Here is a 22,739-nt window from a genome sequence, read left to right as displayed (position 1 = left end):
TATTACAAACGATAATACCTCATGAGATAGGGGAGGACTTCATGGACAAAATGGCGGAACGGCTAAAGTCTAAAGGTTTTGAAGTTGCCGTAAGTCCAAACTACAAAGGCAAGTATTATATTTTGTCGGTGTCATGGGAAGGGTAAAATTATGGAGATTGATTTCACACCCGGGGCACTAGAAGTTATAGTATTTGCCTTAGTGCTAGCGACTATATTAGTCATGGACTATTGGAGGCGTTAAATGTACGGGAATGAGCTGATCGCCGATAGCGTGGCAGAAAGGGCAAAGGCTTAACATGGATGAACGAACTAGAATTAAATATTTAGAGCAAGCAGCCGAAAATTTAAAGCCGATTATTGAGTTAATGAGCGAGCTAAAAGGCAAACTCATCAAGTTGGATGATTTGGCTGATATATTGCGGTGGGATAGCGTAGGTCGGTTTCAGTTATACACTGATGATTTACTACTTGAATTTGACAGCGTTAAAAACCAAGCGGAAAAGCTAGAGAATCATATAGAGGTTGAACTTGAAGGGTCAAGACGATGAAAAGGCTAGAAGGGGGGATAAAAATGCATACACCTTTACTTTTAAGAGATTTAAAGCGTATAGATGATGAACTACGTTATATCATGTATCAACTCAGCGGTTGCGAGGAATGGTTGAACTGGTTAAATGAACGGCTCGATGAGTTGTTTGAGATTAGCTACGGCAACTATAGTACATCTTGTAGTATCTTAATGGCAGAATTTGAATCAGTAAAACATCAAATCGAGAACATAAGAACAAGTGTAAAGGCGGAAATCGAGTGGCAAAAGAAACGGGGCTAATTATGGACGCATATTTCAGAGTAGGGATATGGCTATGTGATGAAGTGGACACGGAAGCGCTAAGAACTCAAATAGAAAATTATGTTGAGTGCCTTGATGGTGTAGGTTTAGCTTATATCGTTTGGAGGGGTTAATATGGACTTAAACAAAATTAAAGATGAGGCAGAGTGGTATTTATCTCATTATCAGCAAATTAATAATTTAGTAGTGCAGTTGCCAAAAGATAACTGTTTTAAATCGATAAAGGTTTGTGGCAAAGTGATTGTTAATCCTAAAGTAGTGCTTAATGCTATTGATGTAGCTTTAGACAGTGTTGATAGTGATTGTCGCAGGATAGCTATTAAGCGTTATGTTGATGGTGAGTACTGGCGAGTAACAGCTGATGATGAGTGTATTAGTCATCAGACATACTATAGACGTATTGACAGCGTTATTATGAGTATGGCATTACAATTGGTGGCAAAAAATATAATAAACATTTATTAAGTAGAGGGCGTAGCTAATTAAAGTTGCGCCCTATTTCTCATGATGAGAATGGTAACGCTTGATTACTAATATAATATAATTATAGGGGACATTGTATTGTTCTACATTCCTTTCAAACCCCTACGCATGTTGTGTTGTAGGACGTGGCTAGCAAACTATCATCCTCCTCCTAAGACGCAAAAAGGGTACCTGAAATGGTACCTTTTTTGTTATACATGGAAGATTACTCAAGTGGTAAAGAGAGCTGTCTTGAAAACAGTTAGGCGCTTATGCGTGCGTGGGTTCGAATCCTACATCTTCCGCCATAGGTTTTGCTTTTCCTAATAAAAAAGTACTTAACAAACGGTTAAATGTAATCCGGTTAAAACATTAAGAGAATGCGGCTGAGAGAAAATGGCTGTATTTGCAGCAAGTGAGAGCCTTGCACCTATCTATTTTTAATGAAAGGAGTCTCCTAATGGCAACAGGCAAATATAAAACGTGGCAAATGCCAGATAATTTAACGTTGCTTAGGGGATTTGCTCGTAATGGATATACTGATGAGGAGATTGCAAAAAAAATAGGCATCAGTCGCAGTACATTAAGCGACTGGAAGGTTAAGTATTCAGACATTGCGGACGCTCTAAAAAAGGGTAAAGAGGTCATTGATGATGAAATAGAGGAAACTCTTATAAAATCAGCGATGGGATATAGTTACGAAGAAGTGACTAAAGAAATGCAATTGAATCCGGAGACAGGTTGTTATGAGTTAGCTGTAACAAAAGTAGTTACGAAACATCAAACTCCAAATGTGACCGCACTTATTTTTTGGCTTAAAAATCGCCGCCGTGAATCATGGCGTGACAAAATCAGTAAGGAAGACTTACAGAGTCAGAATATATTACTTACACTAGGTGATATTGATGACGAAACAGAGTAAGCGTGTTGATTTGCTTAATGATGTAATTAATCCAACAAAGCGGCAGCGTGATTTTATTAAGGCAGTGCTAAAAAATAAGTATACCTTGTATGGTGGCGCCGCTGGTGGCGGTAAATCGTATATATTGCGTTGGATTATGGTATATTTGCTCATTAATTGGTATATCAAAACAGGTATAACAGGAATTCGAGTAGGAATATTCTGTGAAGACTATCCGAGTTTAAAAGATAGACAAATTAGTAAGATACGAATGGAATTTCCGCTGTGGCTTGGTGACTATAAAACTACTGACCATGAATTTATATTGCGCCCTGAATGGGGTGGCGGTGTTATTTGTTTTAGAAATTTAGATCGCCCTGAAAAATACTTATCTAGTGAATTCGCAGCAATTGCAATTGACGAGATGACGCTGAATGAACAAAGCGTATTTGATTTTTTGCGTATGCGACTACGTTGGACGGGTATCAGCGATACTAAATTCTTTGGCGGTACAAATCCGGGCGGTAAAGGTCATATGTGGGTTAAATCCTTATTTATTGACCACATTATACCGAAAAATTTAAAGCAATTTGCCGATAAGATTGCCTTTGTGCAAGCAAAAGTAGATGATAATCCATACTTAGCAAGCACTTATATTGATAATTTGGATACATTGCCGGATAAGTTGCGGAAAGCTTATAAAAACGGTGATTGGAATATATTTGAAGGTCAAGTGTTTGAAGAATTTAATTCTGAAATTCATGTTTGTAAGCCGTTTGAAATCCCAGATAATTGGACTCGATTACGAGCAATGGACTGGGGTTTTACTAAACCATATGCAATATATGGAGCGGCAGTTGACCAAGATAACACGATATATATCACGCATGAGATATACGGATGTAAACAAGGTCAACCGAATGTTGGCACGCAAGAAACAGCCCGTGAAGTCGCTCGTAAATGCAAGTTTATGAAAGATTGGTATGGTGTGGCTGACCCAGCTATTTGGCAACGAACTGGACACGATGGACCGACTATTCAAGAGATTTTTGCAACAGAAGGTATTGTATGGGATAGGGCAGATAATGACCGCCTTGCAGGTAAGATGCAAGTGCATGAACGACTGAGACAACGGAAGGTAGTTATATTTGAGACTTGTCAAAATCTTATACGAACATTGCCTGCATTAACTTATAGTAAGCGTAACGTAGAGGATGTAGACACTGACCAAGAAGACCATGCGTATGATGCGTTTAGATACATGTTAATGAGCAGACCTATTTCAGCGTATGACGTGAAGAAAGAATTTAATGACGGCTATAAGTATGTTGATGAAGGAAGAGAGGAGCAAAGCGCATGGGGCGTATGATGAGCGATAGGGCGTTACGTGATTACGCCTACAAGGTGCTAAAAAGTGAGTACGGTGAACGTGTAGAAAACGGTATTGTAATTCCAGCAAAGTTTACAGATAAACAGCTAGCTGAATTTGCCAGTTGTATGCCGCAGTGGCAATTGGAAGAAATGTACCGTATGATTTACGGTTCTGAATTGATTGAATAGGAGATGACTAATTATGTTTGATGTATTAACAGCAAAAGAGAATGTAAAACGTGCATTAGTCATCAATGAGGACTGGCGAAAAGAAGCTCATGAAGACTATGCGTTTGTTCAAGGCAAACAATGGTCTGATGTTGATAAGAAAACTCTTAAAGAAGCAAATAGACCTTGTATTACAATCAACCGTATCAGACCTGTAGTAAATCTATTGTGTGGTTATGCAGCTCAAAATGAAACTGAACCGGACTTTATGCCTCGTTCAGAAGAAGATGACCGCATCAGCCGTGTTGCGAAGGGCATCACAAAATACGTGCTTGATAGAACTAATTACCAACGAGAAAAGAAAAAGGTATTCCGTGATGTAGTGACGTGCGGATTAGGTGCGTATTGGGTATCGTATGACTTTGATTACGCTAAAATGGATGGACAAGTGCTTATTGAGCGCATGAGTCCATTTGATGTATTTAAAGATCCAGAAAGCGTAAGAGAAGATTTATCTGATGCCATGTTCTGTGGACGGTATACTTGGGAAAGTAAAGAAAAATTAAAGCAAGTATATCCTGATAAGGCTGAAGAAATCGAACGTTTATATCACAAATATGATGATACTGAACAGGAAGTAACTAATGCATATCCTCGATGGTATGACAAAGACTTACAGAAGGTTAGAGTGGTTCAGTATTGGTATAAGGAATACATTACGAAGACTATTTATGTGACGTCAGATGGCGTAGTTGAGGAAAATAGCCCCTTGTATGGATTGGCCAAGGCGCTTGGTGTTAAAGGTCAAGAGATACCAGATGTAAAGATTAGATATGCCACTTTTGCAGATGATGTGTTATTAGAGGATAGCGAAAGTCCTTATAGTCATGGGCGATTTCCATTGGTTTTTCAATTTTGCTATTACAGCGGTGAAAATACAGACGATGACCGATTAGAACCTGCAGGCGTTGTGCGTGATATTAAAGATGCACAACGTGAGCTTAATAAAAATCGTAGTCAGCGCATGCACATCGTTAATCAGCAAGCATTAGGCGTTAGAATGTGGCACGGCGTACAGGACGAACGCACAAAGAAAACGATTAAAGATAACATCACTAAGCCGGGAGCCAATATCTTCTTGCCACCGGGCGTGACATATGAAGAAGGGTTACCAGCTAATCAGTCAGTCGGTAATATGGAACTTGAAAATCAAGCCAATAGCGACTTTTATACGATTAGTGGGATTACCCCTGAAAGTCTTAGCGGTTCTATTAGTGCAATGAGCGGAAAGGCAATTGATTTAAGACAATCTGTAACAACAGTACAGACCGCTGATATCTTTGATAAAGCTAAAGAATCAGAGCGTCAAATTGTATTAATCCTTTGGGGCGAAAAAGGAAAAGCCGGATTAATTCCGCAGTATTACAACGAACAAAAAGCAATGCGAATTTTAGGCGATGATGGCAAAGCCGAATTTGCTCACATTGAGCCTAATCTAAATCAAGCAATGGTTGAGCAACAGCAAGTTGACCAATTCGGGAACCCGCAATTTGATGAAGATGGGAATCCTGTTAAGAAGGTACTGTATGACTTATCGGCATTTGATTTTGATATCACAATCGTGACAAGTCAAGCATCTGCCACTGCACGGAAAGCAAGCTTATATCAATTACTTGAAGCAAAACAAAGCGGCGCTGACATCCCTATGGAAATTATCGTTAAATACATGGATTTCCCTGATAAAGATGAAATGCTTCGGATGCTTAAAGAGCGTAGCAACCAACCAGCACAACCTGATGTGCGCTTGAGTGCTAACGTAAAAGATTTACCTGCCGAAGCATTGAGTGAATATTTACAAACGATTGGTGTGAATATATCTCCGCAACAAATTATGGCAGAACGGCTTGCTGCACAAGGGGGCAATGATCAATTACAAATTAATAGTGCTATGCAAGCGCAACAAGGATTTGCACAACAGCAGCTGCAAGAACAAGCACAGCAACCGACACAAGATATACCACCGCAAATGTAAATAAATTGTCCTGATCATGACTCTAAACTGATTTCCATGCGAACACTTAAGCAAGTAGCCTATCTATGATAGTGGACGGCTTGAGAATAGCTACTCCGTCCGATTATGACGATAACTAATCAATGCGACCAGTTAAGTCGATAAACTGCGAGTAATTTGCGTCCTGATTAATGACGATAAACTAATTAAAAGGAGATAATTATGAACGAAGATGTAAAAGATGTAGTAAATGCAGAAGATTACGGTTTAACAGCCGAAGATTTGAAAGATGCACATGTTGAAGAACCTACGGAATCAGTTGATGAACCATCAAGTGAATCGTCAGACACCCCTCTTAAATCTGATGATGAGCCTACAGGCGAAGATAATGAAAAGGTAGATAGTAAAGACAATGAACAGCATAAGAACCATAGCGATTTAAACAAGGCACTTGCTGCGGAACGAAAACGCCGTAAGGAAGCCGAAAAGAAGTTAAACGAATTTAGGCAACAATCCGCACCAATTACATTGACGGCAGAAGAAGTCTCTAATATTAATGAATTTGCAAAGAAAACTGCTATGCAACAATTCGGCATTGATAATGTTGAAGACTTAATGTATACGGATCCCGATAAATATGCTCAACTTTTGGAAGAGCAAGGGCGTATTAAGTATGTGGTGACGCAACAGCAACAGCAGCGGATGGCATTGCGTAATCAAAATATCGCCTTTATCCAGTCCATTCAGTCTGCTAATGATTTTCAGGATATGCTTGCTATTGCACAAGATGAACTGGATGGTATGACTCGTGCTGAGTCTAATCCAATTGATGCGGCATTTGCTCGTACCGGAGCAGGTGTAGGGACACAGCAGGATTTCGATGTAATTACAAAGTTTGTTGAAAGATTGCGTGGTAAGCTCAATGAACAATCCGTACAACCGCCTATGAATAACCCTCTCGAAAAGGCAAACAATTTACCGAAAGCGGGAGCATTAGGCGGTGGCAATGGTAAAGCATTGAGTACAATTTCAAATGATGAGTTATTAAAAATGGTTGCCGAAGGACGTGAATCTGAATTACCGGAATCACTACAGCGACAACTTAAAGAATTAATTGGATAAGGAGTGTAATAATTATGGCAGATATGGCTAATCAATTAACAATTCCGGCTAATCTTGTACCAAAATTGTGGGCGCGAAAAGTATGGCACGAAGGCGTACAGGATAGCTATTTTGAAAAATTCACATCTACGGATGGCAAGAATGTTGTACATAAAAATGCGGATTTAAAGAAAGTAAAAGGCGATAAAGTAACCTTTGGTTTAGCTATGAATTTAGCAGGTGATGGTGTAGTTGGTACACGTGCCACACTAAAAGGCAAAGAGGACCAGTTAAGCATTCATGATTTTAGCGTAACTGTTGACTTGATCCGTAACGCTGTTACTCGTTATGAGGCAGAGGACCAGAAAAGCCCTTATGATAACTTGCCACTTATTAAAAGTGCATTAACTCAGTGGTTATCCGATTATTTGGATAATACGCTTATGGCTAAATTGTCTGCTAGTCCAACAACAGGCGAAGTAATGTATGCTGCCACTGCTGGTACTGTGGAAGGCACTGCAGCTACTGATAAATTGACTTGCAGCTTAATTAGCGCTGCTCGCCGTAAGGCTAAAATGCATGCACCAAAAGTTAATCCGATTAAAATCGATGGTCAAGATAAATATATTATGCTTGTAAGCCCTTGGGCAGCTCGTGATCTCAAAGAAGACACTGCATGGCAAGCCGCACAGCAAAATGCTAATGTGCGTGGTGCAAAAAATCCTATTTTCTCCGGCTCTTTGGGTGAATATGACGGTGTTGTACTTTATGAATATGAACGAGTAGTAACATCTGATACGGGTGCTAGTGGAGCAACCATTAATCGCAACTTGTTATTGGGTACACAAGCCGCATGCTTTGGTGTAGCTAGTGAACCTCGTCATATTGCACAAGATGATGATTACGGCAACGTACAGGGTAATGGTATCAGCATTATGGCAGGCATTGAAAAGTCAAAATACAATAGCAAGGATTATGGTGTTATTCAAGTCATCACCGGCGGCAAAAAAGACTAATTAGTGTTTTAACAAAGGGGGAGTGTAACAACTCCCCTTTATTTGTAGGAGCGATTATATGATTATCAAAGAATTACTTAATCGTGCCTTTATGCAGATTGATGATACGGGGCATGAAAGTTACACGCCTTATAAATTATTGGAGTACTACAACGAGGGAAATCATCTACTAAATCATTTGCTTGCAAGTGTATTTCCCTCATATGTAAAGGAGTCTTATACGGTTACAGGCACTGGTAAAGTCGAATTACCTACCAATTGTATTGCTGTATTAAAAGTAACTGCTGATGGTCAAGAAATCGATGATTATACAGTAAATCAACTTAAGAATATTGCTTTTGATGCGGATGCAGAGCAAGTTATAGAAGTTGAATATGTGCCAACCGTTGATTATGTGAATTTAGATGATGATAGTGGCTATATCGCAGAGATTGAGACCATGCTTGTCGATTATATTGTATATCGAGTAATGCAAATGGATGCATCCGGATTAGTTGCAATGTGGCAAGCAAGATTATCGGAATTAGCTAGTCAGAGTGGTGGTAGTACAGATGTGGTAATGGCAAGGGGGTATTACGATTATGGTGGTCAGCGAACTGATTACGGAGATTAATCTTGAAAGTAATGAGATTTTAGACAATGAAAAAGAGTATATCCCTTATATTAATGCAGCCATTGATTATTTATCTATGATTTTGACATCGATTAAAGATCGTGAAGTGGTTAAGCGACAGACCATTAATAATAATGATGTAATTCCTATTGGATTTATGCAGTTTGTACCAAAGCAAGGATATCCTATCACGGTCAATAACGGCTCATTTGAAACTTATGGGCAAAAGCCTGTACGAGATGTGTATTATGCCGTAAAGAAATCTCATATTGCTAATATGGCGGACAGTATTCCATTTACAGAGTTATATACTCATTACTTAGTACAATTAGTATCTTATCTTGTTAAGAAAAAGTCATTAATGATTGAATATGCCGGATTTGATAAAGGATTCATTGATGGACTGACACAGCTTATTCAACAATCGAGGGGGTATTAGCGTGGGCGAAAAACTACTTGCTAGTACTCGTGGATTTAGACTTGGAATCGATTGGTCGACAAGTCCTGAGAATATCGGCATTGAAAGCGTTGCACAAGCATTACAATGCGAATTTGACCGTACTGATGGTGCATTGCGAACGGTGGCAGGCGTAAGAATTGCTTATGATGCGGGGATTGAAGTTGAGAGCCTTTTTTATGACATAAATCGTAAGCGATTTTACTTTAACAGCGGAAATAATCTTTATTATACTGACCTTCATACTCATGAATTGGTCGGTCAATTAACAGGCACTAAAAAGCCTAGATATCACATTTATGACGGCGATGTATTAATCGCGAGTGGTGATAAATTGCAAGCGGTTACTGGTAGCGGCACATTAACTACGATTGATGACAGCCCAGCTTGTGAATTTGTAAGTAGCTATAGCGGTAGAGTCATTGTATCAAGCATTTATGGGCATAGCGTATATTGGAGTGCAATTGGCGATTATAAATCATGGAAAAATAACACTAACGATGCATCAAGTGGGCAATATGTTGATGTTGGGTATAAGGATCAAGGCACTATTATTGCATTAGACTTTTTAGGTAAATCAATATTGGTATATAAGCAGTATGGCAAAGTATATCAAGTCATTGGTTCACCATCTGATAGTTTTTTCAGTGTGTTTCCTTTATCCACAACCGGATATTGCAGTGGTAGTGCTATTAATATTGATGACCGTAGCTATTATTTGGGCGATAGCGGGCTTATGTCATTTATGCCTACCAACACATACGCTAATATTCAACCTTTCGAGACAGGGCTAAATATTAATGCTTATCTTATTAAGAATATCAAAGATACTTGTGAAATGTGGCATGTTCCATCACGTAAACAAATTTGGATTAAGCCAGAGAGTGGTAATCTTGTCTTTTTGTATCATTACATACCAAGGTATGAAGATGGACGAGGTGTATTTACATCTCGTAAGTTAAGCCACAGTATTCATGATGTAGTTGATTATAACAAAGATATTTATATTGCCTATGGAACTAAAATCGGTATTGTCGATGAGCGATTGGATACTGATGATGGTAAGCAGATTCAAACATCAATTATTTCGGGTAACAGACTTGCGACTAAGCTCTTTATATTAATCATGAATTATGATTTTGTAGCACACAACATTATTGATGGGTATGGGAATATACAAATAAGTAACCGTACGCCTAAACAAATTAAATTTTCATCAACAGACGAACGATTGAATGATGATGACGGCATGTTAAGTGATTATAATGACTTATTATTTCAAGATGAATATACAAAAGTGTATAAAATCGGTGGTGGTGCTAATCGAAATGTACAGATTAAGATATTTGTGCAAAAAGGTGCCATTTCATTACGGCAATTTGATTACAACTACGAGGAGGTTTAGTAATGGCATATCAAGAGCGTTATCCTCTCAACGATAGCCCAAGTGGTGATACGAAGAGAGAAGCTATTTTAAAGAATAGGCAAGAAATGCTGAATATTGCCGATGAAATAGATAAGAAGTCAAACGGCAATGGCGGAGGTGGCGGATTACGTAATCGTGTGTTAACAGGTAACTCTGTAGGTGGTCAATATAACTACTTAAGTGGTGATAATCTATCGGTAACCATTGATGGCACAGTAACACCTATTGTAGTTAGCTTTGCCAATGGTTTTGATAATAATGGTGCGGTCGATTATGTAAAATCGCTTACTGCACGGGTAACGCCATGGTCGCTACCAGCTAGTGCTACATCGTATTTATATTTAGATTACAACGCAACAACTGGTGCGATTAATTATGATAGTACAACGATTGCACCAATTATTAGTAATACAACACCTGATGCTACTGATCACGACAGTAATTATTACAATGAGTTGCTTGGTAAATCATTTGCTTATAATGGGGCTCAATGGGTCGAAAAAATACGTGTATTTGTTGCCAAAGTAATAACAAATAGCACGAGTGTGGCGAAGATTGAATATATAAATCGTAGTGATAGCACAATTACAAGCAATATGATTGGTAATGCCACGATAGTAGACTACAACTTATCTAAAAATAGTGTTGGAACAATGCAACTTAAAGATAAAAGTGTTACAGCTGATAAGTTAGGCGATGATGTAACAAAAGTAATCAATAATGTACTCGATAAGGTCTATCCAGTCGGTTCAATTTATTGCTCAATAGTAAGTACTAACCCACATACTTTATTTGGATTCGGGGCATGGGAATACATCGAACAGGGGAGAGTGCTTTTATCACAAGGTAGTAACTACAAAGCTGGTAGCACAGGCGGTGAAGCAACCCATACATTGAATGTTAATGAGATGCCGCAACATAGCCACAGCACTAATAGTGCAGGTGATCATACACACACAGGCACTACATCATGGGCAGATTTGCAAGGTGAGTTTGGTACTGGTAACTCTACTCCAGGCGTGTTTTATGCAGCATCGACTTGGGGCATTTTTTCTAATAATGGCCGTCGTGGTAATAATGGGAATAATGGTAGTGAAAATAGTAACGGCGATAGAAGTGAGCGTATAAAAATTAACGCATCTCACAATCATACATTTACTACGACCACTAATGGTAGCCATACGCATAGTATTACCAATACTGGTGGAAGTGCGGCACACAACAATATGCAACCTTATCTTGCAGTTTATATGTGGAAACGGGTGAGCTGATGAAGTTAAATAACCTTAAAGAAATGATTGACGATTACGAACGATACACTCAAGAAGTAGTTAATCTTGATGGCTTCTATTTTGATAAGGAAGATGGCTCATTTCACGATGATTATTTCACCTATTTTAAATTCTTTGATAAGCAAGGATTTTTGTTTTGGTGTGTAAAAGAGTTGAATGGCGAAAAATATATTTGCTTATTACAGACATATGGTTTTTTTAAGTACATGGCGGACTATGTTAAAGAGGTAATGCGACTAAATCATATTAAAAAAGTAATTACCTTTACTACACGTAATCCCCGAGCACATTGCCGTAAGTGGAAAATGCAACGGCTTGCATCGGAAGACTATGAATACCGTGGTAAGAAATATTATGCACTAGTCACTGACTATGAACATGTGCATTGAAAGGAGCGTATATGATTATATTTGATTTACAGTTGTTTGGCGGCGGCAAGAATAAGAATAAATCATCTACAAAGGTTAATTTATTACCGTCAACACAAGAAGAACAAAAAGCATTAGCTAATCAGTTAGATTATATTAATCAAGCTAATCCGGCTGCTAAAAATGCTTTACAAATGGGTAATAATGCCATGAATGGAGCAAATGTAAATGTTGATTATCAAGGCTTGTATAATCGTTATTTGAATCAAAACAATCAGAACTTAAATAATGTTAACACTATGAGCGGTCAAATACAAAATGCAATGAAAGATAATGCTAGTGCTAACGCTCAGTACGGCTCAAGCATGGGTAATGCTATGGATAGCATGAACAATACAGCCAATACCCTTAATGAACAGTATAAAAATGCGTTATCAGATTTTAACAACAGTTATAGTGGTATTGCTAATGGTCAATTACCTACAGCATATAGCGAAAATCGTGAAAAGGCGTTAAATAACTCACTTGAAAATACAGTAGGTAATACGTTATCAGGATTGGCTAGCCGTGGAGTGATTAACAGTAGTCAAGCGGATACGGCCTTTAATGGTATCAGTAAGAATGCAAGCGATACATTGGCTAATCAATATGCCAGTGATTTAAGACAGGCTGCACAATTGGCAAGTAATGGATTTGCTAATAATTTAAGCGGTATTAATGCTCAACAAGGATTATGGAATAATCAGTACAGCAATAATATGAATGGGTTGAACAATCAAGCTAATTTGGCTAATCAATCTTATTCAAATACTTTAAGTGGTATTAATACGGGCAGTGGATTAACTAACCAGGCAGAAACGATGACTTATAATCCATTGCAGTATGGTGGCACAGCACAGCAAAATGCAGTACAGTATCCAACAAGTTTATATAGTTTAAGTGCGGCGTTAAATAGTCCAAATAGCAATTTATGGGAGGCAATGATGAGAGCAAGATATGGAGCAAGTAGTGGAAATACATCCTCAACATCACAACAAGGCAGTGGCAACTTTATTACAGGTCTTGTTGGTGGCTTTTGTTTCCCTGCAGGCACAGAAATTGCAACGCCTACAGGGGCAATTAATATTGAAGCAATTGATGATGGAGACCAAGTGCTTACTCTAGGTGATGTTATCAATGTTATTAAGTTGCATAATATGGGGACTAAGCACATTTACACGTTAAAAACAAGCCGAACTATTGTTAATACGACAGAATCAGAGAAATTTAAAACTCGTGACGGTTGGAAACTGCTCACAGAATTGGTTATTGGTGATGAAATTATGACAGTACATGATTATGACCGTGTGATGGAAGTAATCGATACAGGAAATGATAATACTGTATATGTGCTTGAGTGTGACGGCGCTAATACATTTTATGCTAACGGTGTATTAGCTGAGGGGCTGACTGACGCTGATAAAAAAGCAAATGAAGTTACTGAAGCAACCGATAAAGAAGTTACAGGAGAAAAGATTGAAGAGTCTACAGAAGAAAAGCCAAAAGTAAGGCGTAGAAGTAAAAAGACGGTTGAATCCGCAGAACAGGAGGCTTAATTATGGGAATGACTGATGAAGCATTAGGACGTTTAGCCGGAATGTGGTTAGGGCATCGCTGGGGGCGTATTCAAGAAAATAATGCAGCCAAGGCATTAGGTAATATTTACGGATATGATTATGATGCAGAAAAAGCAGCCCAACAAGCCGCACAGCAAGCAACTCAACAAGGTGTTGACAGCAATCTGTGGAATCAAGCGCCGAATGTGCAAAATAATATTGCTCAATATACACATCCGGAAAATCAAACGGCATTTAATTTGCCTAATAATTCACAGGACAACCTGTGGCAGACTGATTTAACACAGTATACTCGTCCACAACAAAGCAATAATAATATGTGGCAAGTGACGCAACAGCCTAATATTTCAGATGGGGCATTGCAAGCCAATCAAAACTTATGGCAAACAATGCAAAAGCCACAGCAATCAGCGATTAATAATTTGTGGGATTTAACACAACAGCCTAATTCAATGCAACCATTTGGTCAGTTTGTAAACCCGCAAGTAACCTCATTAAACGGCGCTAGTGTTAATGAGGGAGGACTAAATAAAGCTAGCGCTTTACCGGATACGCAAAAACCATTGGCAGAAATTAATGATATGGGGATTCCTAATCGCAATGCTATTACTGTAAATTATCAAAGACAATTTGGTAAAGATGTTGTAGCACTGGTTAAAGGTGGCATGAATTTAAATGATGCTAAAGTTTATGCATCAAATCGTATGCAAAGTAATATTGACAGGGCATATGGAGATTATGTAACTAAATTTACAGACGATGTACTTGAACCAATGCGACAAGAAATTGTAAATAACCTTATGTATACCACTGATAAAGACGGTAATACTGTTGTAGATACATATAACAGCAGTAAGGTAAAAGGGATGTACGGTGCAGTTACAAGATATAACGTACTTGCTCAAAAGGTAGGCGCACAACAAATTGATATGAATAATTTGGCAAGTGCAGCTGCCATTAATAAACCTAACTTTAAAGATACAACGATGCCTAACGGTCATCTTGTGCGAGTTGATGGTGATACAGGTGCAGTACAAGATATGGGTAACTATGGTAAGGTTTCTCCTTATGGGGCGCAAAATGGTCATATTATAATGCACGATGATAGTGGCAACGTAAAAGATATTGGCGGTTATGGAGCTGTAAAATTACAACAACTTGATGATGGTACAACCTATCTTGTTAGTGCCGATGGTAAAATGCAGTTCGTTGGCAGATTTCCTAGAGCTGTTGGTGGTGGCGGTAGAGGCTCTGGTGGCACAAGCGGATTACAAGCTCAACAATTGCGGACTTTGGCTAGCTTACATCAAGCTTGGGTTAAACAACATCCGGACGCAGAAGAAAATGATAGCCCTTATTATAATGATTTACAACGGGTATTAAATGGTAACGTTAATCAACCTAAATCAGATAGTAGTGAGACTGGTGGGCAAACTAGCTTACTAGAATCTGAAGAAGAAGAAGAAAGATTAAAAAAACGAATTATGGAAAGTTATGAATTGTATGGACATGACGCTACTGTGGAAATGTTAAAAGAAAAGGGTTTAGGCTTTTATGGTTCATGGGTACCAAATGATAAATAAGGGGGGATATAATTGGAAAACATGTTTGATGATTTCAAACCAGCAGAAAAAGTGAATATGTTTGATGATTTTTCTCCTGTAGAAGATACTGCACATGTTGGTATGCTCGACAATATCGCTAATACTGCATCTTCAGCAGTTGATAGTGTACGAGAATTTGCTGATGGTGTAGCTGACTTCGGTGCCAATACCGTAAAGAGTATTGGCAATTGGTTTGATAATAGTAAACAGGCATTATCAGATTACTATGACGCGGCAAACAGAGGGCTTGCTGACGGGACAATGATAAATACTGGTGACGGCTATATTATTAATCCCGATAAGAGTGATACATCTGAAGCGGATGAATTGCGTAGTCTTGGTAAGCAAGCCTATGATACAACAATTGGGCATCCGGCGATGTATGCGGCAATGACTCCATATATGCCTGCTCCAATTAAGGCGGCGGCAGGGGTTGCAACCTTACCAACATTAATTAGTGATGCAGGACAAGCGTTTGATAATAATATGCAAAATGCGGATGAAACTGGCGGCTCATGGGTTGGTGCTGTTGGTAATACGGCTAAGAATTTATTAATTGACTCTCTTGTAGAACCTGTTGAAAAGTGGATTGAAAATCCAGCGGATCAAGTTGATGTGATTCGTCAAGGTGGTTTAGGTGCAGCTTATGATAATGTGTTAATGCCATTTGAAGGTGCAAGGGGGACATATCATCTTGGCAAGGCGATTACCCCTAAATCAGTAAAAGCTAGAGTTGGAAATGTTATTGAAAATGTAAAAGAGCGAACCTATGACAGTTTTAAAGATATTGGCGAATCCTTTAAAAAAGGTGCCGAAAGTATCTCTGATGGTGAAAGTTTTTCGGGTATTAAACAAGAGTTTGCAGCAGAGCCAATCCAGGCTTTGAAGACATTTGATGAAAGTAGTAGTGAATGGAATGCTGATGCGCCTACTGATATGCAAAGAGCAGTGTATGACCGATTGCGTAGCGATGGATTCTTTACCGATACAGAAGCAGCTGCAATTACAGGGAATATAGCACAGGAAAGTACATTTGATAAATTTGCTGTAAGCAATGATGGCAATAATTCGGTAGGGCTTGTGCAATGGACAGGACCTCGGTTAAAGGATTTTAAGGAATTCGCAGCTGAAAATAACCGAGACATGTATGATTGGCGTACTCAAGTTGATTTTATTAAGTATGAAATGCAACATAAAGAATCTGCAGCATTGACAGCCATGAGGGAAAATCCGAATGCTACTCCGGAAGAAATGGCAGTTATTGTGCGTGAAAAATATGAACGTCCTGATAAGGCTATGGCTAATGATGAGAACAGAATGGCTAAGGCGAGGGAAGTCTATGACGGGCAAACTAGTCCACATAATAATACTCCAACTACTGCTCCGAATATGGCGGAAGGTAACTATAATAGATTAATACCAGAAACAGTTAAAGAAGATCCGTATAATCCTAATACTATTGATTTTAGTAATGAAAATAGAATTAGTGCGACTGAAGTTGGTAAGGAAAAACCTAATCTAAATTTATTTGACAAAACAGCAGAACAATCTGAGCCTTTGAATAAGGCTAATACTAATCTGAATATGTTTGATAAAACAAAGGTTAATTCTGAACAATTGAATTCTTATGCAGATATAAAACCCGCTGAATTGGCAGAGAAGATTAAATCTAAAGAGATTGAGCCAAAATTTAGGGAATATGATGCAGAAAAATTATCTGAATATGAAAAATATTCGGATAAAGAACTATTTGAAAAGACTCGTGATAACGTTGTACAACTTAAAGATGGTGTTAAAGACCCTTTAGGTAATACAGTTAAGGTTATTTATGATGAATCAAATAAGAGTGCGATTGACCAAATTGCTAATTATTTTATGCGTGGTCATAGTGACGGTGAGATAAGTAAAAAACGTGCATTCGCTACAACTTTAATTAAGGAGACTGCTAGTAATCCTGATTTAATTTTAAGACAATCTAATGGGCGAAATGCATATGTTAGTTATTTTAAGGGAATTGATAACATAACGCATCAAGTTATTGTCAGTCTAGATGAATCTGATAAAGGAAAAATTATTTCATCTCATGTGGCTGCAGATGGACCGGGTAATAGAAATAAAGCAATAAAAAAATTCATTTCTGATACTAAAAAAGCTGACGCAATTGTATACGTCAGCGATAGTATTAGAAATGAATTAGAAGGCGGTCCGTCGCAGTATCGCCGCCCGCCAACTAGTGATAGGGGTTCAACACTGGATACTCAGCTCCACCCATCTAGTAATTTAAATATAACAGATGCGGTAGAAAAAGTAAAGCCAGATGATGTGCAATACTTTTCTGATAATCCTAAATCACCTTATCGATATGTTGAGGGGGAAGAAAATATATCATCCGATAAACCTGTAAGCCGACAAGAAATTTTTAACGCTATTGATGAAAATTTTAAATCTATTAGACATGGGAGAATTGGCAGAAAAGGTGTATTGGGCTTTTTTAATCCTAAATCTGATGCGGTTAGAGTGAGAAATTATGGTGATTTTGAAGCTGCTGCACATGAACTTGGTCACTATTTAGATAAATACTTTGAATTTACGACTCAAAAACATCAAGCTGAATTAATTGGCAATGTGCATCGTAGATTTGGTTCTAGTTATGATAAATTGGACACTCAAGGATTAGCAAAGGAAGGCTTTGCTGAATTCTATCGGGATTACACCACTAATAGAGCCAGAGCAAAGGCTGATTTCCCAGAGTTTTATGAAGAATTTACTAGTAGGCTGAAAGCAGAACCAGAGTTAAATTCTCGTGTTGAAAAGGTAAGTGCGGTAATGCATCAATGGTATCGACAGGATCCGCATGAACGCATTAAGGGCGCTGTAACTTTTGGCGAAAATGCATCCCCTTTAAAAACTGCTATTAAAAATCCAAAAGAGACTGTTACTCGTTTTTTAGATGATGCTTATACTAGAGCCATTGATGAACTGCATCCATTGGAAAAAATAGTGAGTGAAGTTGAGGCGATTACAGGTAAAAAATTAAAATTTTCTGATAATCCATTTATGCAAGCTTGGGTTTCTCGTGGCTGGGTAGGTAAAGCTGAGGCATTATTAGAGAACGGACCCGACTCTTTTAAAGAGGCTATTGCTAACATTCCTGATAATTTGCATAAAGACTTTTCAACCTATCTTGTGGCAAAACGGCAAATGGATATTTTGAAATGGAATAAGGCTCATCCTAATGAAGCAATATATACTGACAAATCAATTAAAGATGTAATTGCAACGATAGAACACTATGAAAGTGCTTATGGTAGTAAATTCATTGATGCACAACAACGAATTGTGGCTTACAGTAATAATTTGCTAGATTTAATGCGCAGTGCTGGCTTAATTAGTCGTAAAGATATTATGGCAATGCGTACCAAGTATCCAAACTACGTACCCTTTATAAGAGATTTTGGCGAAGCTGGTATTGATAATTTTGGAAGCAAGGGCGGCGGATTTATGAACGTGCATGCTCCGATTAAGAAAATGAAGGGTAGCGGACGTGATATTGTTGACCCTCTTGAAAGTATTATTAAGAATACCTATGCTGCGATAAATGCCATTGAGCGAAATAAGGTCGCAAAATCCTTTGTTAAAATCTCTGAAGTAGAAGGGATGAGCGATATAGTTGAACGGGTAACAGGCACTCCTACATCTAAAGATTTTACTTTTTATGTAATGGAAGATGGAAAAAAGACAATTTATCAAACAACGCCGGAGATTTATCAAGCCTTACAATTTGCGAATGCAGAAAGCTCTAATTGGTTAGTTCAAATGATGAAAACCCCAGCTGGTTGGTTGCGTGCCGGGGCTACTCAATTAAGCCCTGAGTTTATATTGCGAAATCCTGTGCGTGATATGATTGGTGCTACGATTTATAGTAAACATGGTTTTATTCCTGTAGTTGATACACTGAAAGGACTTATGCATTATCTTAAAAAAGATAATTTGTATTGGGAGTATAAACGGAGTGGGGCAGGCAATAGTGCAATGGTAAGCCTTGACCGTAATTATCTACAAAATTCTATTCGTGATATTCTCAAGAAACCAAATGTGCTTAAAAGAGTAGCAACATCACCGCTTGATGTAATTCGAGGGTTAAACGAAGCAACTGAAATGGCAACTCGATTGGCTGAGTTCGATAATGCAAAAACTGGTTATACGGGTATTATTAATCGTCTTACTAGAGGGAAAAAGAAGCCTTTAAGCAATCCGGAGGCGGCTATTCAAGCACGTGATGTAACACTTGATTTTAGTCGCATTGGTAAAAATACTAAGCAGGCGAATAAGATGATTGCATTCTTTAATGCATCATTACAAGGTACCGATAAAATGATTCGGGCATTCCGTGAAAAGCCGGCAGAAATGACACTTAAAACAGCTGCTTTTATAACATTACCAAGTGTTGCGTTATGGTGGTTAAATAAGGATGACCCAAGGTATCAAGAGTTGCCACAGTGGGAAAAGGACGTATTTTGGATTATTCCGACAGAGGATACTTTAATTAAAATCCCTAAACCGTTTGAATTAGGCATATTGTTTGGGACAGTACCGGAACGAGCATTACAGTATGCTTATGACAAAGAAAAGAAGGTTAATGGGCGAGGCTTTGAAGGCTTAGCCACCACTGCAATGGATAACATGATGCCATCATTGATGCCAACAGCAGCTATTCCATTGCTGGAATGGGCAACAAATTACAGTTTCTTTATGCAACGGAATATTGTGCCTCAAAGTATGACTAAACTACCGGATCGCTTACAATCTGATTGGCGTACATCATATATAGGTAATCAAGTAGGTAATTTGCTTGATGTATCACCTATGAAAGTTGATAACACCATTAGGGGCTATGGCGGCGGTTTTGGTTCTTTACTCATGGATATGACGGACCGCATGAGTGGCGTAGCAGATACTCGTCCAGATAAAAAGTGGAATGAGCAACCTGTAATCAAAGGATTTACTGAAACGCCATACAAGAGCAGTGACAGTGTTCAACGGCTGTATGACCTATACAACAATCAAGATAGTCTTGCTAATGCGAGGAAGTTAACTGGCGAAAAACAAGAGGGATTTGATGCTAAAACTTATAATCGCACCAAGCAAGCCTATAAGACGTTGCAGAATTTAAATAAAATATCAAAGAAAATTAGAGAGAGTACAAAATTAAATAGTCAGCAAAAGAGGGATAAGCTTGACGCTATTGATTTTCTGAAGGTAAACGCAGCTAGAAGAGGGCTAGGCTTGCAACCGATTAGTAAGTAAAGGAGCAAATATGAACTTGTTGTTTGATTTTACATGGCTATCTTCTCTTGTTGCAGTTGTATTAGGCATTGCTGCCATTTTGGGATGGTTTATTAAAACAGTTATCTTTGATAGATGGGAAGCAAAGCAAGCCATCCTTGAAGAAAAACGGCTTGAAGCAGATGAAACGGTTAATGATATTAAAAGTGTTATGAATCTGACATCTACTGATGTTCAAAAAATACTCATTAGTGTGGAACGTACTAATGCTACGCTTACAGAACACAATCACCGCCTTGAATCTCAAGAGAACCGCATTCAACGACTTGAAAATAAGATATTATGGGGCGGTGACAAGCCGTGAACTTGTTGACTCGTTTAAGTAATGTATATAAAGCAGTAAAGGGTGCCGACTTAAAAATCGGCAACCTACTTTTTTATGAAATTATAATAGGTATATCCTTATTGCCGTTAATTTTTGTTGTGTTTTTATTATTGTATATATGGTTTGCGCATATTACGGACGATTGGGCATTTAAAGTGGTTGAATATGCAATTAGGATTATTAATGCTATCCTTACAGGTCAAGTGATGGCTTGCATTATTGCGTATGGGGCAAAACTTAAAGACAGCAATAGTAACGGAATAAGCGATGATGATGAAAGAGGTACAAAATGAAAATTGTTGACGTATCCGAACATAATGGATTGGTTGATTTTGGTGAATTAAAAGCAGCTGGTGTTGAAGGGGCTATTATTCGATTGGGATATGGTAAGAATGGATTAGATAGTCAATTTTATAGCTATATCAACAAAGCTATTGAAAGCGGTATGAAAGTAGGCGTATACCATTACTCCTATGCTCTTGATGAGTCTGATGCAGAGGTGGAAGCTCAATTTATTATTAATACATTGGTGCAAAGTGGATTAACTCCAGACCGTTTGGAACTCGGAGTATGGCATGATATGGAAGATGGTGACGGTTACAAAGAACGCCATGGAATGCCATGTAATCAGACCCTAACTAATATTGCAAGCATTGTTATTAACAGATTGTGGCAAGCCGGATATAGTAATGCAGGATTGTATGCATCGTATGACTATATTGTTAATAAGTTATTTATGGATCAATTAGGCTGTGACATATGGTATGCACAATATAACTATAAGATGGACTGGGTAGACTCTCGCATTAAGCTCTGGCAATATACTATGAGTGAAAACATCAATGGTCAATTATACGATATGAGCCGCACTGTGTAAGCTGTAAGGAGTGTTATTATGGGTAAGGTAAAATTATATTTAACGCAACATAAAAACGCCATAACGGTTATAATTGGGGCTATTGCAGTAGTATTAGTAGTATTGATTGTGGGGCATAGTCAAGATAAAATCCCGCAGAAGGCTGATATAGTATTGACTGATACGCTTAATAATTCGACTGCTTTATCCAATAAGCTTAATGTATCTCCCTCTGATGCTGTGAAAATTCAAAGAGAGATACACAGTGTACAGCAAAAAGAGCCTGTAGTTAGTTATTATGTACAGGCTCCGGATGTAAATACGGCGGCTAAACAGACGCAAAAAGCAATTAATAACCATGAGCTATCATTACCTTTAGCAATCAATGAGAAAAGTGATAAAACTATAGTCAATCCAAATGAAGCGGCGCAAAAAGTTGATGTGTATAAAATTAACTTAAATAAGTCGCATAAAATCAAATCGGGGGTGACCGTGATTGATAATAAAATATATCCCACTGTAGGATATCAAGCAGGACAATTTGAAGGGCTTGTACACTTCAAAGATAACGGAATAAAAGGGGCTAGTATCCTCTTGACAGTGAAGGAATGGTAGTATATACTATAAAAGAGACTAGTAGTGAGCGAACGTCTTACAAGGGTAGCATGCGTGCTGCCCTTGTTTAGTTAAACGGCAAAAAAACGGCAAAAAATGTGTAGAAAAGACACATTTTTATAGATATTGTTTTTAATCAAAAATATTGATTAAGTAGCGTTATATATGAGTTGAAAGTTGACAGGTAAAGTAGTCCGGATAAAAAGTATATATGTTTGTTTTTATTATGGTTTTGTCCACCAGAAACTTTAGAAAAAGCACTTGAAAAATCAAGTGCTTTTTTGTTTTTGTACGCCGAATAGGCATGACAAAACCCCCAGTTAAACTGGGGGTCGGTAA

At 38.1% G+C, this 22,739-nt stretch carries 22 protein-coding genes and 1 tRNA gene; 22 read left to right on the top strand and 1 reads right to left on the bottom strand.

Features of this window, described 5'->3' with window-relative positions; genetic code table 11:
* Nucleotides 1-298 precede the first annotated feature (298 nt).
* From MXE28_RS09510 to MXE28_RS09405, 22 genes are all read left to right on the top strand, one after another.
* On the top strand, nt 299-550 hold the full coding sequence (locus MXE28_RS09510; protein WP_247240093.1) for a hypothetical protein: 252 nt from the start codon (nt 299-301) through the stop codon (nt 548-550).
* A gap of 23 nt (nt 551-573) precedes the next feature.
* Nucleotides 574-831, top strand: coding sequence for a hypothetical protein (locus MXE28_RS09505; protein WP_247240092.1), 258 nt, complete (start codon nt 574-576; stop codon nt 829-831).
* A 135-nt stretch (nt 832-966) separates the two neighbouring features.
* A complete protein-coding gene (locus tag MXE28_RS09500) occupies nt 967-1,317 on the top strand; it encodes a hypothetical protein (RefSeq protein ID WP_247240091.1) in 351 nt (116 codons plus the stop codon).
* Nucleotides 1,318-1,534: 217 nt separating this feature from the next.
* Nucleotides 1,535-1,622, top strand: a tRNA-Ser gene (locus tag MXE28_RS09495).
* A gap of 152 nt (nt 1,623-1,774) precedes the next feature.
* The gene (locus tag MXE28_RS09490; protein ID WP_247240090.1) at nt 1,775-2,236 is read left to right on the top strand and encodes a helix-turn-helix domain-containing protein; all 462 of its coding nucleotides are present in this window, start codon (nt 1,775-1,777) and stop codon (nt 2,234-2,236) included.
* On the top strand, nt 2,220-3,584 hold the full coding sequence (locus MXE28_RS09485) for a hypothetical protein (RefSeq protein ID WP_247240089.1): 1,365 nt from the start codon (nt 2,220-2,222) through the stop codon (nt 3,582-3,584). The genes MXE28_RS09490 and MXE28_RS09485 overlap by 17 nt, the downstream gene beginning before the upstream one ends.
* Nucleotides 3,572-3,775, top strand: a complete 204-nt coding sequence (locus tag MXE28_RS09480) for a hypothetical protein (RefSeq protein ID WP_247240088.1) — start codon at nt 3,572-3,574, stop codon at nt 3,773-3,775. The genes MXE28_RS09485 and MXE28_RS09480 overlap by 13 nt, the downstream gene beginning before the upstream one ends.
* Nucleotides 3,776-3,788: 13 nt before the next feature.
* Nucleotides 3,789-5,786 carry a hypothetical protein gene (locus MXE28_RS09475; protein WP_247240087.1) on the top strand — a complete coding sequence of 666 codons (1,998 nt, stop codon included), beginning with the start codon at nt 3,789-3,791 and terminating at the stop codon, nt 5,784-5,786.
* Nucleotides 5,787-5,987: 201 nt separating this feature from the next.
* Nucleotides 5,988-6,887 carry a hypothetical protein gene (locus MXE28_RS09470; protein ID WP_247240086.1) on the top strand — a complete coding sequence of 300 codons (900 nt, stop codon included), beginning with the start codon at nt 5,988-5,990 and terminating at the stop codon, nt 6,885-6,887.
* Nucleotides 6,888-6,901: 14 nt separating this feature from the next.
* The gene (locus MXE28_RS09465; protein ID WP_247240085.1) at nt 6,902-7,882 is read left to right on the top strand and encodes a N4-gp56 family major capsid protein; all 981 of its coding nucleotides are present in this window, start codon (nt 6,902-6,904) and stop codon (nt 7,880-7,882) included.
* A gap of 58 nt (nt 7,883-7,940) precedes the next feature.
* Complete coding sequence (locus tag MXE28_RS09460) at nt 7,941-8,495, top strand: hypothetical protein (protein ID WP_247240084.1); 555 nt, start codon at nt 7,941-7,943, stop codon at nt 8,493-8,495.
* Nucleotides 8,464-8,934 carry a hypothetical protein gene (locus MXE28_RS09455; protein WP_247240083.1) on the top strand — a complete coding sequence of 157 codons (471 nt, stop codon included), beginning with the start codon at nt 8,464-8,466 and terminating at the stop codon, nt 8,932-8,934. The genes MXE28_RS09460 and MXE28_RS09455 overlap by 32 nt, the downstream gene beginning before the upstream one ends.
* Nucleotide 8,935: 1 nt before the next feature.
* Nucleotides 8,936-10,357 carry a hypothetical protein gene (locus MXE28_RS09450; protein WP_247240082.1) on the top strand — a complete coding sequence of 474 codons (1,422 nt, stop codon included), beginning with the start codon at nt 8,936-8,938 and terminating at the stop codon, nt 10,355-10,357.
* A gap of 2 nt (nt 10,358-10,359) precedes the next feature.
* Complete coding sequence (locus MXE28_RS09445) at nt 10,360-11,649, top strand: hypothetical protein (protein ID WP_247240081.1); 1,290 nt, start codon at nt 10,360-10,362, stop codon at nt 11,647-11,649.
* The gene (locus tag MXE28_RS09440) at nt 11,631-12,059 is read left to right on the top strand and encodes a hypothetical protein (protein ID WP_247240080.1); all 429 of its coding nucleotides are present in this window, start codon (nt 11,631-11,633) and stop codon (nt 12,057-12,059) included. The genes MXE28_RS09445 and MXE28_RS09440 overlap by 19 nt, the downstream gene beginning before the upstream one ends.
* An 11-nt stretch (nt 12,060-12,070) precedes the next feature.
* Nucleotides 12,071-13,633 carry a Hint domain-containing protein gene (locus MXE28_RS09435; RefSeq protein WP_247240079.1) on the top strand — a complete coding sequence of 521 codons (1,563 nt, stop codon included), beginning with the start codon at nt 12,071-12,073 and terminating at the stop codon, nt 13,631-13,633.
* Nucleotides 13,634-13,635: 2 nt separating this feature from the next.
* Complete coding sequence (locus MXE28_RS09430) at nt 13,636-15,237, top strand: hypothetical protein (protein ID WP_247240078.1); 1,602 nt, start codon at nt 13,636-13,638, stop codon at nt 15,235-15,237.
* 21 nt (nt 15,238-15,258) lie between these two features.
* Nucleotides 15,259-20,565 (top strand): phage tail tip lysozyme, encoded by a 5,307-nt coding sequence (locus tag MXE28_RS09425; protein WP_247240094.1) that lies wholly within the window; start codon nt 15,259-15,261, stop codon nt 20,563-20,565.
* A 10-nt stretch (nt 20,566-20,575) separates the two neighbouring features.
* Nucleotides 20,576-20,908 (top strand): hypothetical protein, encoded by a 333-nt coding sequence (locus tag MXE28_RS09420; RefSeq protein WP_247240077.1) that lies wholly within the window; start codon nt 20,576-20,578, stop codon nt 20,906-20,908.
* Nucleotides 20,905-21,222 (top strand): hypothetical protein, encoded by a 318-nt coding sequence (locus MXE28_RS09415; RefSeq protein ID WP_247240076.1) that lies wholly within the window; start codon nt 20,905-20,907, stop codon nt 21,220-21,222. Before MXE28_RS09420 ends, MXE28_RS09415 begins: the two co-directional genes overlap by 4 nt.
* Nucleotides 21,219-21,806, top strand: a complete 588-nt coding sequence (locus MXE28_RS09410) for a GH25 family lysozyme (RefSeq protein WP_247240075.1) — start codon at nt 21,219-21,221, stop codon at nt 21,804-21,806. The genes MXE28_RS09415 and MXE28_RS09410 overlap by 4 nt, the downstream gene beginning before the upstream one ends.
* A gap of 18 nt (nt 21,807-21,824) precedes the next feature.
* Nucleotides 21,825-22,400 (top strand): hypothetical protein, encoded by a 576-nt coding sequence (locus MXE28_RS09405; RefSeq protein WP_247240074.1) that lies wholly within the window; start codon nt 21,825-21,827, stop codon nt 22,398-22,400.
* Nucleotides 22,401-22,536: 136 nt separating this feature from the next.
* Here the strand turns inward: MXE28_RS09405 and MXE28_RS09400 are convergent.
* A partial coding sequence (locus MXE28_RS09400) for a hypothetical protein (protein ID WP_247240073.1) occupies nt 22,537-22,739 on the bottom strand: 203 nt, incomplete at its 5' end.

Source organism: Veillonella sp. KGMB01456, from assembly GCF_023051165.1.
Lineage (GTDB): Bacteria > Bacillota > Negativicutes > Veillonellales > Veillonellaceae > Veillonella_A.
The sequence above is the reverse complement of the archived record's forward strand: the minus strand, read 5'-3'. Positions and strand labels throughout refer to the sequence as shown.

Bases quoted from the DNA above. Each gene is read 5' to 3' on its own strand.
- MXE28_RS09510 (WP_247240093.1), top strand. From the start codon at position 299: ATGGATGAACGAACTAGAATTAAATATTTAGAGCAAGCAGCCGAAAAT.
- MXE28_RS09505 (WP_247240092.1), top strand. From the start codon at position 574: ATGCATACACCTTTACTTTTAAGAGATTTAAAGCGTATAGATGATGAA.
- MXE28_RS09500 (WP_247240091.1), top strand. From the start codon at position 967: ATGGACTTAAACAAAATTAAAGATGAGGCAGAGTGGTATTTATCTCAT.
- MXE28_RS09490 (WP_247240090.1), top strand. From the start codon at position 1,775: ATGGCAACAGGCAAATATAAAACGTGGCAAATGCCAGATAATTTAACG.
- MXE28_RS09485 (WP_247240089.1), top strand. From the start codon at position 2,220: ATGACGAAACAGAGTAAGCGTGTTGATTTGCTTAATGATGTAATTAAT.
- MXE28_RS09480 (WP_247240088.1), top strand. From the start codon at position 3,572: ATGGGGCGTATGATGAGCGATAGGGCGTTACGTGATTACGCCTACAAG.
- MXE28_RS09475 (WP_247240087.1), top strand. From the start codon at position 3,789: ATGTTTGATGTATTAACAGCAAAAGAGAATGTAAAACGTGCATTAGTC.
- MXE28_RS09470 (WP_247240086.1), top strand. From the start codon at position 5,988: ATGAACGAAGATGTAAAAGATGTAGTAAATGCAGAAGATTACGGTTTA.
- MXE28_RS09465 (WP_247240085.1), top strand. From the start codon at position 6,902: ATGGCAGATATGGCTAATCAATTAACAATTCCGGCTAATCTTGTACCA.
- MXE28_RS09460 (WP_247240084.1), top strand. From the start codon at position 7,941: ATGATTATCAAAGAATTACTTAATCGTGCCTTTATGCAGATTGATGAT.
- MXE28_RS09455 (WP_247240083.1), top strand. From the start codon at position 8,464: ATGGTGGTCAGCGAACTGATTACGGAGATTAATCTTGAAAGTAATGAG.
- MXE28_RS09445 (WP_247240081.1), top strand. From the start codon at position 10,360: ATGGCATATCAAGAGCGTTATCCTCTCAACGATAGCCCAAGTGGTGAT.
- MXE28_RS09435 (WP_247240079.1), top strand. From the start codon at position 12,071: ATGATTATATTTGATTTACAGTTGTTTGGCGGCGGCAAGAATAAGAAT.
- MXE28_RS09430 (WP_247240078.1), top strand. From the start codon at position 13,636: ATGGGAATGACTGATGAAGCATTAGGACGTTTAGCCGGAATGTGGTTA.
- MXE28_RS09425 (WP_247240094.1), top strand. From the start codon at position 15,259: ATGTTTGATGATTTCAAACCAGCAGAAAAAGTGAATATGTTTGATGAT.
- MXE28_RS09420 (WP_247240077.1), top strand. From the start codon at position 20,576: ATGAACTTGTTGTTTGATTTTACATGGCTATCTTCTCTTGTTGCAGTT.
- MXE28_RS09410 (WP_247240075.1), top strand. From the start codon at position 21,219: ATGAAAATTGTTGACGTATCCGAACATAATGGATTGGTTGATTTTGGT.
- MXE28_RS09405 (WP_247240074.1), top strand. From the start codon at position 21,825: ATGGGTAAGGTAAAATTATATTTAACGCAACATAAAAACGCCATAACG.